This is a genomic window from Arthrobacter cavernae (assembly GCF_017368795.1).
Classification (GTDB): domain Bacteria; phylum Actinomycetota; class Actinomycetes; order Actinomycetales; family Micrococcaceae; genus Arthrobacter; species Arthrobacter cavernae.
Window position 1 is genome coordinate 34,342 of sequence record NZ_JAFNLL010000012.1, and the last position, 13,104, is coordinate 47,445.

A 13,104-nucleotide genomic window follows, 5' to 3' on the forward strand; every position below is an offset into this window, starting at 1 on the left:
GCCCAAATGAAACGAGGCGGCAGCGTCCTTCCGGACACTGCCGCCACCTGCTATTTCGCGGATCGAACCAGAAGCCGCGACTAGCGCAGCTCGATGTCCAGGACCTGGAAATCATCGGCCGCATGGCGGCCCACCAGCAGCTGGAACGTTCCGGGCTCAAACTGCCAGCCGCCGTCGTAGTGGCCGAAGGAACGGGCTGGGAGCAGCACTTCAACGCTGTCCGCGCCGCCGGCGGCCAGGTGCACGTCCGCAAAGCCGGCCAGCCAGCGCACGGGACGCTCCACGGCGGAATCCTTGCGGGCGAGGTACACCTGCACCACTTCGCGGCCCGTCCGCTTGCCCGTGTTGCTCACGGGCACGTGGACTCGCACGTCCTGGCCTGCCAGGACGGACGCCGGGGCGTGGGCCCCGCCGAATTCGAACGTGGAATAGCCCAGGCCGAAGCCGAACGGGTAGGCCGGGGCGGCGCCGCCGGCGGCTTCCTGCCGGAGCCAGGCGCGGTAGCCGATGTGGATGCCCTCGGAGTACACCACCTTGCCGTCCACCGGCGTGGTGCTCAGCACGGGACCGTCCTCAAGGGTGGCCGGCCACGTGGTGGGGAGGCGTCCGCCCGGTTCCGCCGCGCCCAGCAGGATGTCGGCGACGGCAGCGCCGAATTCCTGTCCGCCGAACCAGCCCAGCAGCACCGCGCCCACCTTGTCCCGCCACGGCATCAGCACCGGGGATCCCGAGTTGACCACCACCACCGTGCGCTGATTCACCGCGGCCACGGCCTCCACGAGCCGGTTCTGGTGCCCGGGCAGGTCGAGGTCCTGGCGGTCGAAGCCCTCGGACTCGATCGCGGCGTTGGTGCCGACCACCACCACGGCGACGCCGGCCGTCCGGGCCGCCTCCACGGCGGCGGCGATCTCCGCGTCCGGATCCTCGACGACGGTTTCCTCGCCCAGCAGGATGGCTGTCAAGGGGATTTCCTGCTGTGCCGGCAGCCGGTACACGGCCTCGATGGAGATACGCTGCCCGGCCTCGGCCTGGACAGCATGCACGGACTGCGGCGGGGCGAACAAGGCCGCGCCCAGCACGTTCGTGTCGTCATGGATGGTGTCGTTGAAGAGTTCGACGCCGTCGATCTCCAGCCGGACTTCGCCCACCGTGCCGACGCCCAGGTGGTGCACACCGGCGGTTTCGGCCGTCCATTCAGTCTGCATGCGGATCGCTGCTGCACCCTCGGGGATGCCGACGCCGAACCAGATCAGGTGCGAGGCCAGCCGGTCCTCACCCGAGATTTCGGTGCCGTCGGCAGCCAGGAAGCTGACGCGCATGCCGGGAACGCCGGACACCGGGTTGTGGAGTGCGGTCCGGGCGAAGGGCTGCAGCCCCTCGGCCACCTTGGCGCCGCGGACATAGCTGAGCTCGACGTTGCCGGGCAGGGCCTTCCGCAGCCCTTCCAGCGGCGAGACGGTGTATTTGGGCATCACGGTGGCGCTGCCGCCGCCCTGGGTGCGCGCTTCCTCGGCGTTGTGGCCGATGACGGCGACGCTGCCCAGCGCCGCGGCGTCCAGCGGCAGCAGGCCGCCCTCGTTGCGGACCAGCACGGCGCCCCGCACGGCCACCTCGCGGGCCAGCGCGGCGCCGTCGAGCTGCGCGGGAAGCTCCCGGACGGCCGGTTCGAAGCCCTCCAGGACCCCCACCCGGGCGGCCAGGCGCAGGATGCGGGTGGCCTTTTCCAGGATCGCGTCGCGGCTGACCCGGCCGTCCTCGACGGCGGCGAGCAGCTTGGCGCCCCAGTGGCCCACGGGGCCCGGCATCTCCAGGTCCTGGTGGGCATTGGCGGCCTCCACGGACCGCACGCCGGTCCAGTCCGAGACCACTACGCCGTCGAAGCCCCACTCGGTGGAGAGCGGCGTTTCCAGGAGTTTGTTCTCACTGGCGGTGGTGCCGTTGATGGAGTTGTAGGAGCTCATCACCAGCCACGCGCGGGCTTCGGTGATGGCGTCCTCGAAGGCCGCCAGGTAGAGCTCCCGCAAGGGGCGCTCGTCCACCACGGAGTCGGCCGTGAAGCGATCAGTCTCGGCCTCGTTGGCCAGGTAGTGCTTGGGGGTCGCGCCAACGCCCATGGACTGCACGCCGGCCACATAGCCGGCAGCCATGGTGGCGGTGAGGCGGGGGTCTTCGCTCATGCACTCGAAGTGGCGGCCGCCCAAGGGTGAGCGGTGCAGGTTGATGGTGGGGCCCAGGACGACGTGGACGCCCTTGCGGCGGGCCTCCTGGCCCAGGACCTGTCCGTAACTCCGGGCCAGCTCGACGCTCCACGTCGCAGCGAGGGCCGACGACGACGGCAGCGAGACGGAGTCGTGGCGCTCGTCGAAGTCCTCGCCGCGGACCCCGGACGGGCCGTCGGAGAGCACAATGCGCTTCAGGCCGATCTCCGGGATGCCGTGCGTGGACCAGACATCGGCGCCGGTCAGCAGCCTGAGCTGCAGCTCAAGGCTGAGGGAGCGGGCAGTTTCGCGGATCCGGGCGTCGTCGTCGGGAAAGATTGCCGCGGAGGGCTCGACGGCGGACGGGGACAGTACGGGGTTCACTTACTTGACTCCTTTGATGCGGGTGACGAGGGCGGCGCCGATGATGCCAACGACGGCCGCGCCGATGAACAGCGCCGAATAGCCACCCCAGGCGATGACGGGGAATGCCAGGGCCGGCACGAGCGACTGGGGGAGTGCCTGGGCGATGTTGAAGACACCGAAGGTCTTGGCGTTCTCGCTCTGGTTGCCCGGCAGCAGGTCTGTGATGAGGGCGACGTCGACGGCGCCGAAGCAGCCCAGGCCCAGCCCAACGACGGTCTGGCCCACCATGACCTGGCCCGTGGAGGCGCTCGTGGCGATGATGATGAGGCCGATCATGATGATCAGGGCCGAGGCGATGACGAGGACCTTGCGCTTGCCGATCCTGTCGCTGATCCAGCCACCGATAAGGCTGGTGACCACAGTGCCCACGGAGCTGACCAGGGTTGCCTGGAAGACGAGTCCTGCCACGGCCGACTCCGCGACGTGGAGCTGGTCCGTGAAGAAGTACGGCAGGTAGAGCAGGGCGGCGCAGTAACCGATGAAGACCATGAACTTGGTGAGCCAGGCCCAGCCCAGGCCCGGGAAGGCGCGGGGATCGAAGTAGAAGGAGCCCAGGATTTCCTTGAGGTTCAGCGGGGCGGGCTTTTCCGTGAGGACCCGGTCCTTGAAGGTGAACGCGAAGGCGATAGCGAGGACGGTGCCCGTGATGCCCGGCACGATGGCCATCTGGAAGGCGTTGTCGAAGAGCTGCGCGAAGTAGGCGGCGGCCACCAGCCCGATGGGCAATGTCATGCCGATCAGGCCCGAGAGCCGGCCACGCTCGGCGGGGGCCGCCTGGTCAGGCAGGGTGGCAACGAGCGCTGCGAGGGCGGCGTTGAAGCCCAGCTGGGCGAAGATCCAGGCCACCATCACCCCTGCCACGTTCCCGGCCAGGCCGAGAAAGAACAGGGCGGCAAGCCCGGTGAGGGCGCCGCCGATGATCCATGGCTTCCGCATGCCAAACCGGGAGGTGGTCCGGTCGCTCAGCCGGCCGAACAGGGGATTGGCGAGCAGTGCGACGATCGCCCCGACGCCGGCAACCAGGCTCAGTGCGCCGGCGCGGGTGTCCGGCGTCGTGATTTCCGAGACCTTGATGGCCAGCACCACGATGGCCGGAGCGAGCAGTGCCATCCAGAGCCCGGCGCTGGCGATCGGCATGCCGATAACGTAGGCGCGCGGTGCCGGCACGGCTGCGGCGGGCCCGGACACTGCTGCTGGGGTTTGGGGAATGGTCTTGATGGCCACGTTGCCTCCTGACGGGAAGTGGCCCACCTTTGGGCCATGGGGAAGATCCTAGCCGCAAAAACCGAGTCTGACTAGGTTTTTGATGAAATGAAGGTGAAATAGGCTGTCTGGATGTCCACTTCGAAGTCGCGCGGGCCGTACGCCAAGGGGGCGGAACGCCGCGAACAGATTGTCCAGACCGCCACCGATGTCTTTGCCACGGAGGGTTTTGAAGGCACGGCACTCAAGCGCGTGGCCGAACTCGTGGGGGTCAGGGAGGCCACGCTCTTCCACTATTTCCGCGGCAAACAGGAGCTTCTGACGGCCGTGCTCGCGGAGCGCGACCGCCGAGGAATGGACACGGTCGGATCCGACCACGTGGCCCTGCCCGGGCTGGCGGCCGTGGCCGAGCGCAACAGCAGGGAGCCGGGCCTCACCACCCTGTACACGGTGGCCTCCGCAACCGCGAACGATCCCGGGCATGACTCGCACGCGTATTTCCGGCAGCGGTATGCGTGGCTGGTCCAGGAACTCGGTGCGGACATCACGGCGCGGCAGGCGGCCGGCGAGGTGCGCACAGACCTGCCCGCCGACGCCCTGGCCCGGCTCGTCATAGCGTCCTTCGACGGCCTGCAGTTGCAGTGGCTCTACGACAAGGACCTCGATGTGGCGGAGGGTCTCCGCGGGCTGATCGACGTGATCCTGGCCCCGCCCGGGAAAGCTACGCCCTGACCGGTCCCGTGCTGCCCCGGACTTCCATCTGCGGTGCGAAGTAGTCGGTGGGGGATTCGGCGTCGTTGTTCATGATCAGGTCACGCATGCGCCGCCATGCGAGGTCGCCCAGGCTGGCAATGGGGACCGCCGCCGTGGTGAGCGGAGGCATGGTGTACCGCGCGAACGGCATGTCATCGAAGCCGGTGACGGATATGTCCTCGGGGACGCGGATGCCACGCGCGCTGAGACCGTTGAGGAGCCCCATGGCGGCGAGGTCGTTGAAGACCAGGATGCCGGTGGCGCCGCTGGCCTGCACGGCATCCGTTGCCTCGAAACCGGCGTCGAAGGTGTTCCCGCCGGGCAGGATCTGCAGCTCAACCCCGGGGAAATCGGCGGTGAACTGCCTCAGGCCCGCGAGCCGCTGCACATTCGAGGCGCTGGCCTCGGGGCCGGTCAGGTAGAGCAGCCGGCGGTGGCCGAGTCCCACCAGATGGGCGCCCAGTTCCTGGATGCCCTGGCCGTAGTCCACCACCAGGCTGGGTGTGGGCACTGACGCGGTGGTGCGGTTGATGAGGACCAGTGGATACAAGGACGGGGCAAGCTCCTCGAGTTCGGCGTCGCTCATGCGTGGGGCGCAGAGCACCACGCCGTCGCAGCGGCGCCTGGCCTCACCGGCGAGGATGGCTTCCTCGCTTGAGACCTCGGAGGAGTCGGCAATCAGGACCCTGTAGCCGTCCCGTGCTGCGGCGACGCTGAGGCCGCGGAGGATGGCCTGGAAGGTGGGGTTGGAGAGATCCGGGACCACGATGCCGATCGTGTCCGATTTTCCCAGCGCCAGGCTGCGGCCCATGGGATTCGGCTTGTACTTCAGTTCGGTGGCGGCGGCGCGCACACGGGCTGCGATGACCGGATCAACACTGGTGTTTCCGTTCATGACCCGAGACACCGTGGCATGTGACACTCCGGCCTTGAGGGCGACGTCGGCGATGCCGATGCGCCGGGTTTCGCGTCTGCCCGCCATGGAGTCCTTCCTCTGCCAAAACTCTCCTGCAACAGAAGCCTAGCGGGTGCGGGGAAGCGTTTTCTCTGCATGACTCCGGGGTCACGGTGCATGACGCCGGGACGGGAGCACGCACGGGGCTCTAGGAACGGCAAGGTGCCACATCGTGGACGGAATTTGGCGGGCCCGGGAGGCCCGGGCTATGGTGTGTCCATGACTAACCGTTGGTATGCGTATTTTTCGTTGGCTCTGGAGGGGCCCGCGTCGCACTGACACGCATCCAACACACCTTCAGAGCCAACAGGGCAGAGATCATTCTCTGCCCTTCGCCATATCCGGCGGGTTCTGAACTGGGACCCGCTCCACATCCGGAACAGGACCCATCATGACCAGCATCGCCGCAGAAACCACCGAAACCGAAGGCCGCGCCCTGAACGGCGGCGCCAGCCAGCCGTCGACGTCGAACCTGCGCGTCAGCCGCTTCGAGCCCCTTCCCGCCCCGCAGGAAGTGATCGCCGAACTGCCGCTGACCGAGAAGACCGCCGCCGTCGTCGAACGCGGCCGCGACGAAGTCCGCGCCATCATGGACGGCGTGGATGACCGCCTCCTGGTGATCGTGGGACCGTGCTCCATCCACGACCCCAAGGCCGGCCTCGAATACGCCCGCCGCCTGGTCAGCCAGGCCGAAAGGCACAAGGAAGACCTGCTGGTGGTCATGCGTGCGTACTTCGAAAAGCCGCGCACCACGGTGGGCTGGAAGGGCCTCATCAACGATCCCCACCTGGACGGCAGCCACGACATCGCCGCCGGCCTGCGCGCCGCCCGCGGCTTCCTGCACCAGGTGACGGCCCTGGGCCTGCCCACCGCCACCGAATTCCTCGAGCCGATCAGCCCGCAGTACATGGCCGACCTCGTCTCCTGGGGCGCCATCGGCGCCCGCACCACTGAAAGCCAGATCCACCGCCAGCTCGCTTCCGGGCTGTCCATGCCGATCGGCTTCAAGAACGGGACCGACGGCGACCTCCAGGTCGCGATCGACGCCTGCGGTGCCGCTGCAGCGCAGCAGGCTTTCCTGGGGATCGACGGCGACGGCCGTGCGGCCCTGGTGGCCACCGCCGGAAACCCGGACACCCACGTCATCCTGCGCGGCGGACGCAAGGGCCCCAACTACTCCGCAGACGACGTCGCGGCGGCCTCCGGACGCCTCTCGGCCAAGGGCCTGAACCCGCGCCTGATCGTGGACGCCAGCCACGCCAACAGCGGCAAAAGCCACCACCGCCAGGCCGAGGTCGCCCTCGAAATCGGTGCGCAGCTGGAGGCGGGGGAATCGTCCCCGATCGCAGGCGTCATGCTCGAGAGCTTCCTGGTGGGCGGCGCCCAGAACCTGGACGTCGAGCAGCAGCTCTCCGGCGCTGCCGAACTCGTCTACGGCCAGAGCGTCACCGATGCCTGCATGGAATGGGATGTCACGGTGTCCGTGCTGGATCAGCTCGCCGCCTCTGCCCGGAAGCGCCGGCTGGCAACGGCCGCGTAGGCCCTCCGGGAACGCCGTTTTACCCCAGACCCCTTTCACAGCGGCACCATCAGCACCTAGAGTATCTAGCACATGGTTGGATTGATGGCTCAGCATCGACGGACCCGTGCAATATCGTGGCGTCACTGTCGCGAGCTGAGAGCAAAGGAATAAGAGAAATGTCTGCAGGGACTAACTTCTCGAATGCGCGCTTCATGACCGTGGCGGAAGTAGCCGAGGTCCTGCGCGTTTCCAAGATGACCGTGTACCGCTTGGTCCATTCGGGGGAAATGCCTGCCGTCAGGTTCGGCCGGTCTTTCCGGGTTCCTGAAGAAGCTGTGGCACAGTACCTCAAAAGTGCCATCGTGGACGGACAATCCGAGTCCGCCTGAGGCCTGCTTTGGTCCGTTGAGCGGACGGCGGTCACGGGGTGCCCCGGATAGGCGGTACCCTGTTAAGGAACGTTTTACGTCATCGTAAGAATCTGTCAGTTGACGAGTCTGTTGCTCAGTTCAAGGACCTCACCCAGCAGACAGGATCTTCATCTAGTTTGGTAAGGAACTTTCGTGGGTTCAGTTATTAAGAAGCGTCGCAAGCGTATGGCCAAGAAGAAGCACCGCAAGCTGCTTCGCAAGACCCGCCACCAGCGCCGCAATAAGAAGTAGAGATACTTCACAAAGCGTAAATGCCCGTCGCCTTCCGAGGTGGCGGGCATTTTTGCGTCCGGGTTGGCGGGTTTATGTACACATCGCGCCCTTATCGCCCGGCCTTTGAGGGCGAGAGGTGTACATAAACTCCAGTGGGCCTAGACCCGCGGGCCGCGGAACTTGGAGAAGCCCCGCCACAGGCCGTACACGGCACCGCCAACGGTCGCGGCCTTCAGCCCGAGGGTGGCGGCGCGGCGGCCGGAACGGAAGTCGTACACGGGCCAGTTGTACTCGCGGGCATGGCGGCGCAAGGACGCGTCCGGGTTGATGACCACCGGGTGGCCCACCAGGGTCAGCAGCGGGATGTCGTTGTGCGAGTCGCTGTAGGCCCAGCAGCGGTCAAGGTCCAGGCCCTCTTCCTCGGCCACGCGTTTCACCGCCACGGCCTTGGCCGGGCCGTGCAGGATCTCGCCCACCAGCTTGCCGGTGTACTTGCCGTCGTGGATTTCGCCGACGGTGCCGAGTGCGCCTGTGAGGCCGAGCCGGGTGGCGATGACGCTGGCCACTTCAATGGGGGTGGCCGTCACCAGCCACACCTTCCGGCCGACACGCAGGTGCTGTTCGGCCAGGGCCTTGGTGCCCGGCCAGATCCGCGACTCGATCATTTCGTCGTAGACTTCTTCGCCGAGTTCCTTGACGTCGGCCACGGCGATGCCGGCCGCGAGCGTCAGTGCGGAATCCCGCACCGAGCGCACATCGTCCATGTTCTCGCCGCGCAGCACGAACTTGAACTGCTTCCAGGCGAATCCGGCGGCCTGCGACAGCGTGAACGCCTTGCGTTCGTACATCTTGCGCGCCACGTGGAAGAGGCTGGCGCCCTTCATCAGGGTGTTGTCGACGTCGAAGAATGCGGCTTCGCCGTGGTGCTGCGGTGCGTTGGGCGCCTTGGCCGCAGCGGCGTTCTTCTCGTCGGGCATGCCTTGAGTCTAGTCAATCGCCGGAGCCTTGCGGTGCCGGCCGGGCCCGGCCGGCCCGCGTCGACGGCGCGCCCCGCCTCCCGTTACCGTTGAGGCATGCCGAATCCCGACGTCGTTCTTCTCACCAAAGCTGACTGCCACCTGTGCGCTGCCGCGCGCGACGCCGTCCAACGCGTGACCTCCGGGCTGGGGTTGGGCTGGACGGAGAAGTCCATCGAAGCCGACCCCGCCCTGCAGGAGCGCTACGCGGAAGAAATCCCCGTGGTGCTGGTGGACGGGATCCAACGGGACTTCTGGAAGATCGATGAGGCCCGGCTGACGCGCGTTCTCCAGAAGGCATTGGACGGCTGAGCCGGCTGCACGTTCTGACACGGCTTTGTTGCGTCCGGCAACGGAGTCATAGAGTGGAACAACCAAGAGACGCAATGGAGAGACCGTGACTGCGCTGGAACCGTCGCCCAAGGCGACAACAGGGGATCAAGAATCTGCCGCCAAGCAGATTCCGCCCGCGGCCGTGGCCCGGATGACCCTCTACCTGCGCGCGCTGAACTCCCTGCTGGCCGAAGGCGTGGAACGGGTGTCGTCCGAGGCGCTGGCCGAGGCCTCCGGTGTCAGTTCCTCCACGCTGCGCAAGGACCTCTCGTACGTGGGCTCCTACGGCACGCGCGGGGTGGGCTACGAGGTCCAGAACTTGAGCCGCCACATCGCCGCGGCCCTGGGACTGACACACGACTGGAAGGTCGCAATTGTCGGTGCCGGCAACCTCGGCAAGGCCCTCGCCCGGTACGGCGGTTTCGAATCCCGGGGTTTCGACGTCGTGGCGATCTTCGACGCGGACCCCATGGTGATCGGAAACGAGGTCGGCTGGCTGCGGGTCAGCGACAGCGCCGAGCTGGAGCGCGTCCTGGAACGGACGGGTGCCAACATGGTGGTGCTCGCCCTGCCGGCCACCGTGGCGCAGGAGGTCTGCGACCGCGTGATCGCCGCCGGCATCCGCAGCATCCTCAGCTTCGCCCCGGTCCTGCTGCAGGTGCCCCCGCACGTCAACCTGCGCAAAGTGGACATGGCCACCGAACTGCAGATCCTCGCCTACCATGCACAACGGGCGCAGACACCGGGCCAGGCAGTCTAGCCCCGGCCGGGTCCGCGCCCGCTCGCTTGTGGGTCTCCGCGGCCTAGCGGCCGTACGGGTTCCCCGGCTGGTTGTAGGGGTTCGCGAAAGGCTGGGCCTTGCGGAAGTACGGTGCCGAGGCCGGCAAGTACAGCAGCACGATCGCGGCGATGCCCAGCAGGATGGTGATGGTGCCCACACCGATCTGGGTCAGCCCCAGCAGTGAAATTGCGGCGAAGACCGTTCCGAGGATGCGTGCCCAGTTCTTGCCCTTGCGGACGCCGAATGCAACCAGGGCGTAGAGCCCGGCGAAGATCACCGAGACGACAATGAAGACGGTGACCAGGCCGCCGATGAGGCTGTCGGCGTCGATGCCCGAGGCATTGCTGCCCTGGGCAGCCAAGGCCTCCTCGATCATGCGCTTGCCTTCCGGCGAATTCAGCGTGGCGGACGCGAACGGGATGCCGATCAAGGTCAGCAGCCCGGCCGCAAGGATCAGCCAGAAGGAGATGTTGACCAGTTGCGGCACGCCGGCCGGCGCTGGCTGCTGGCTCGGCCACACGTTCTGCTGTGCGTACGGGGAGGGCTGCTGGCCGTAGGGCGAGGGCTGCTGGCCGTACGGGGGCGGCTGCTGGCCATACTGGGGAGCCTGCTGGCCGTACTGCGGGGCGGCGGGCTGGCCCGGCTGAGGAGCCTGCTGGCCGTACTGGGGAGCCTGCTGGCCGTACTGCGGCTGTTCGGGGGTTCCGTTGCCGGGGCTGGTTCCGTCACCCGGGTTGGACGGCGGATAGGGAGGGTTGCTCATGGCGTTCCTTTGCTTGGTCGACTGCGATAGCGGCTGCCGGGTGCAGCAAAACGACCCTGCCCCCAGCCTGGCTTAATTCCACCGTACCCCGCAGCAAGGCGCCCGGGAGGATCACACGCAGGAAATGTGGATGCCGGGGAGAGGAAGCGCGCAAAGAAGGCCACGGCAGGTCCTGGGACAGCTTGCCGTGGCCTTCAGTTGTGAGAGAGCGGTGGGACGGGACTACACGAAGTGCTTCTGCGATTCCGGGAGCCACATCAGGACGGCTGCTGCGACTGCTGCGGCCGATCCGATGAAGTTGACGTTGAGGGTCATGAGCTGGAACAGCAGCGCAATGGCCGCCAGCCCGCCCAGGATCGACAGCACCAGGCGCGCCCAGCGGGCGCCTTCCTTCAGCCGTATCGCAATGAATACGTAGAACGCTGCGAAGACCAGGCTGAACACGAGGCCCGCAATGCCGGCCCCGATCAGCAGTTCGCCGAACGCGCTCTGGATAGTGAAGATGTTGACAATGCTTGCTACGACTCCAAGGGCTGCGGCTGCGATCCATAGCCAGTAGGAAATGGTCAGTTGCTGCGGCACACCGGTGGTGTCCCTGAGCCGCTGGGCGATGTTGTTGAAATCCAGTCCAAAGGCGTTGCGGGCCGGGGCGGCATAGCCAAGGCCCGCCGGCGGTGCGTTGTTGGGGCCCGCGGGGACTCCGTAGCCCGGCATCGGCTGGCCCGGCTGTGCCGGCGGCTGGTACGCCTGCGGCGGCTGGTATCCCTGCGGAGGCTGGTATCCCTGCGGAGGCTGGTAACCCGCAGGAGGGACATTGCCAGGCTGTGGTGGCTGTGCGTCTGGCTGCTGAGGTTGAGGAACTTCGTTTGGGTTACTCATGGCACTCACTTTAGACCCGGGGTTGAAGGATGCATAGGAGATTTTCAGCCAATTTGATGCCACCTGCCGGGGCTTGTCCAAAGAATTGCCGGAGGTCCCCAGGGCAAGAAAACGGCGCCCCCAGTTCGTGCAATGCACGACTTGGAGGCGCCGTGGGCGCTGGTTCAGACGTCCTGCCGACGCAGGGACTGCCCGTACTTATACGGCAGACTTATGCCGCGGGGGCGATGAAGGCGAGCTCAAGGTTGATGACAACCTTGTCGCTGACCAGCACGCCGCCGGCCTCAAGCACTGCGTTCCAGGTCAGGCCGAATTCCTTGCGGCTGATGGTGGTCTCGCCGGAGATGCCGGCGCGGGTGTTGCCGAAGGGGTCAACGGCCACGCCGTTGAATTCGGTCTCAATGGCGACCTCCTTGGTGACGCCCTTGATGGTGAGATCGCCCACCAAGTCGAAGCTGTCGCCGTTGGCCTTGATGTGGCGGGAGACAAAGGTGATTTCCGGGAACTTCTCGACGTCGAAGAAGTCCTCGCCCTTGACGTGGCCGTCGCGGTTGACGTCGCCGGAGTCGAAGCTGGCGGTCTGGATGCTCGCGCTGACCTTGGAGTCTGCAAGGCTCTCGCCCAGTTCCAGGGTGGCCTCGGCTTGTGTGAACTGGCCACGGACCTTGCTGATGCCTGCGTGCCGGACGGTGAAGCCGATCTCGCTGTGGGAGTTGTCGAGGGTCCAGATGCCGGTGGTGACGTTGGCGGGGAGAGTCATGGTGGTGCTCCTTGTTCGTGTGGAAGGTGGTCCGTTGCCTGGCCTGCTGACTGTTAGTTGAACTATCAACCGACCCTTATGTCAAGTATAAACATGCATATGCATCTTTTATTCCAATGCGGCGGGAACGTTTCGCAACAATCTTGAGTTCTACATTCCGTAGAAGATTTCAGATCACCCGACATCTTTGAGAAACTGGTAAACATGCCCCAAGCAACTGTCCATCTGCTTCGCCATGGCGAGGTCCACAATCCCGATGGCGTCCTCTATGGCAGGCTGCCCGAATTCCACCTGTCCGAACGCGGACGGGACATGGCGCAGATGCTTGCCGAGCACTTTGCCGCCCGTGTCCAGGACGGCGCCAGGATCGTGCACCTGGTCGCTTCGCCGCTGACGCGTGCCCAGGAGACGGCGCAGCCCACGGCTGAGGCGCTCAACCTTGAGATCCACACCGAGCCGCGCATCATCGAGGCCGAGAACCACTTCCAGGGCCTCCACGCCACCATGGGCGAGTTCTTCAAGCCCAAGCACTGGTTCCAGCTGCGCAACCCGCTGCGCCCGTCCTGGGGCGAAGCCTACAAGGACCAGGCCGCCCGCATGCTGGCCGCCGTCGAAGATGCACGGCTGCGCGCGATCGCCCTCGGTGGCGACGGCGCGGAAGCCATCCTGGTCAGCCACCAGCTGCCCATCTGGGCCACCCGCCTGAGCGCCGAAGGCCGCCGCCTGTGGCACGATCCGCGCAAGCGCGAATGCACACTCACCTCCCTGACGTCCCTGGTGTTCGACGACGACGGCAGGATCGTGCGCGTCGACTACAGCGAACCGGCCGCCGTGCTTCTGCCCGGCGCAGCCAGCACCCCGGGGGCATAGG

14 protein-coding genes are annotated in these 13,104 nt (G+C 66.6%); 7 read left to right on the plus strand and 7 right to left on the minus strand.

Annotated elements, in window-relative coordinates; genetic code table 11:
* Positions 1-80 precede the first annotated feature (80 nt).
* On the minus strand, positions 81-2,582 hold the full coding sequence (locus tag J1902_RS06505) for a beta-glucosidase family protein (protein WP_207615439.1): 2,502 nt from the start codon (positions 2,580-2,582) through the stop codon (positions 81-83).
* Positions 2,583-3,848, minus strand: coding sequence for an MFS transporter (locus tag J1902_RS06510; RefSeq protein WP_307794386.1), 1,266 nt, complete (start codon positions 3,846-3,848; stop codon positions 2,583-2,585).
* 111 nt (positions 3,849-3,959) lie between these two features.
* Between J1902_RS06510 and J1902_RS06515 the strand changes: the two genes are divergently transcribed.
* Positions 3,960-4,559 carry a TetR/AcrR family transcriptional regulator gene (locus J1902_RS06515; protein WP_207615440.1) on the plus strand — a complete coding sequence of 200 codons (600 nt, stop codon included), beginning with the start codon at positions 3,960-3,962 and terminating at the stop codon, positions 4,557-4,559.
* On the opposite strand, the gene J1902_RS06520 is transcribed toward J1902_RS06515, so the two are convergent.
* Complete coding sequence (locus J1902_RS06520; RefSeq protein ID WP_207615441.1) at positions 4,549-5,562, minus strand: LacI family DNA-binding transcriptional regulator; 1,014 nt, start codon at positions 5,560-5,562, stop codon at positions 4,549-4,551. The genes J1902_RS06515 and J1902_RS06520 overlap by 11 nt on opposite strands.
* A 364-nt stretch (positions 5,563-5,926) precedes the next feature.
* Here J1902_RS06520 and J1902_RS06525 point away from each other — a divergent pair, with 364 nt between their 5' ends.
* The 3 genes from J1902_RS06525 to J1902_RS06535 all read left to right on the plus strand — a co-directional run bounded on the left by J1902_RS06525 (position 5,927) and on the right by J1902_RS06535 (position 7,719).
* The gene (locus tag J1902_RS06525) at positions 5,927-7,075 is read left to right on the plus strand and encodes a 3-deoxy-7-phosphoheptulonate synthase (RefSeq protein WP_242701699.1); all 1,149 of its coding nucleotides are present in this window, start codon (positions 5,927-5,929) and stop codon (positions 7,073-7,075) included.
* Between the two features lie 158 nt (positions 7,076-7,233).
* Positions 7,234-7,446: a helix-turn-helix domain-containing protein gene (locus J1902_RS06530; RefSeq protein ID WP_207615442.1), complete on the plus strand. Its 213-nt coding sequence runs from the start codon at positions 7,234-7,236 to the stop codon at positions 7,444-7,446.
* A 174-nt stretch (positions 7,447-7,620) separates the two neighbouring features.
* Complete coding sequence (locus J1902_RS06535) at positions 7,621-7,719, plus strand: 30S ribosomal protein bS22 (protein WP_003792170.1); 99 nt, start codon at positions 7,621-7,623, stop codon at positions 7,717-7,719.
* Positions 7,720-7,859: 140 nt separating this feature from the next.
* On the opposite strand, the gene J1902_RS06540 is transcribed toward J1902_RS06535, so the two are convergent.
* A complete protein-coding gene (locus tag J1902_RS06540) occupies positions 7,860-8,678 on the minus strand; it encodes an HAD family hydrolase (RefSeq protein WP_207615443.1) in 819 nt (272 codons plus the stop codon).
* A gap of 96 nt (positions 8,679-8,774) precedes the next feature.
* Between J1902_RS06540 and J1902_RS06545 the strand changes: the two genes are divergently transcribed.
* Entirely contained in the window at positions 8,775-9,029 is a 255-nt protein-coding gene (locus J1902_RS06545; RefSeq protein ID WP_207615444.1) for a glutaredoxin family protein, read from the plus strand.
* A gap of 85 nt (positions 9,030-9,114) precedes the next feature.
* A complete protein-coding gene (locus J1902_RS06550) occupies positions 9,115-9,810 on the plus strand; it encodes a redox-sensing transcriptional repressor Rex (protein ID WP_207615445.1) in 696 nt (231 codons plus the stop codon).
* A 43-nt stretch (positions 9,811-9,853) separates the two neighbouring features.
* Here the strand turns inward: J1902_RS06550 and J1902_RS06555 are convergent, their stop codons facing one another.
* The 3 genes from J1902_RS06555 to J1902_RS06565 all read right to left on the minus strand — a co-directional run bounded on the left by J1902_RS06555 (position 9,854) and on the right by J1902_RS06565 (position 12,233).
* Positions 9,854-10,594, minus strand: a complete 741-nt coding sequence (locus J1902_RS06555; protein WP_207615446.1) for a hypothetical protein — start codon at positions 10,592-10,594, stop codon at positions 9,854-9,856.
* A gap of 222 nt (positions 10,595-10,816) precedes the next feature.
* Positions 10,817-11,473, minus strand: coding sequence for a hypothetical protein (locus J1902_RS06560; RefSeq protein WP_207615447.1), 657 nt, complete (start codon positions 11,471-11,473; stop codon positions 10,817-10,819).
* Between the two features lie 211 nt (positions 11,474-11,684).
* On the minus strand, positions 11,685-12,233 hold the full coding sequence (locus tag J1902_RS06565) for a YceI family protein (RefSeq protein WP_207615448.1): 549 nt from the start codon (positions 12,231-12,233) through the stop codon (positions 11,685-11,687).
* 204 nt (positions 12,234-12,437) lie between these two features.
* On the opposite strand from J1902_RS06565, the gene J1902_RS06570 reads away from it, so the two are divergent.
* Positions 12,438-13,103 (plus strand): histidine phosphatase family protein, encoded by a 666-nt coding sequence (locus J1902_RS06570; protein WP_207615449.1) that lies wholly within the window; start codon positions 12,438-12,440, stop codon positions 13,101-13,103.
* Position 13,104: the final 1 nt, after the last annotated feature.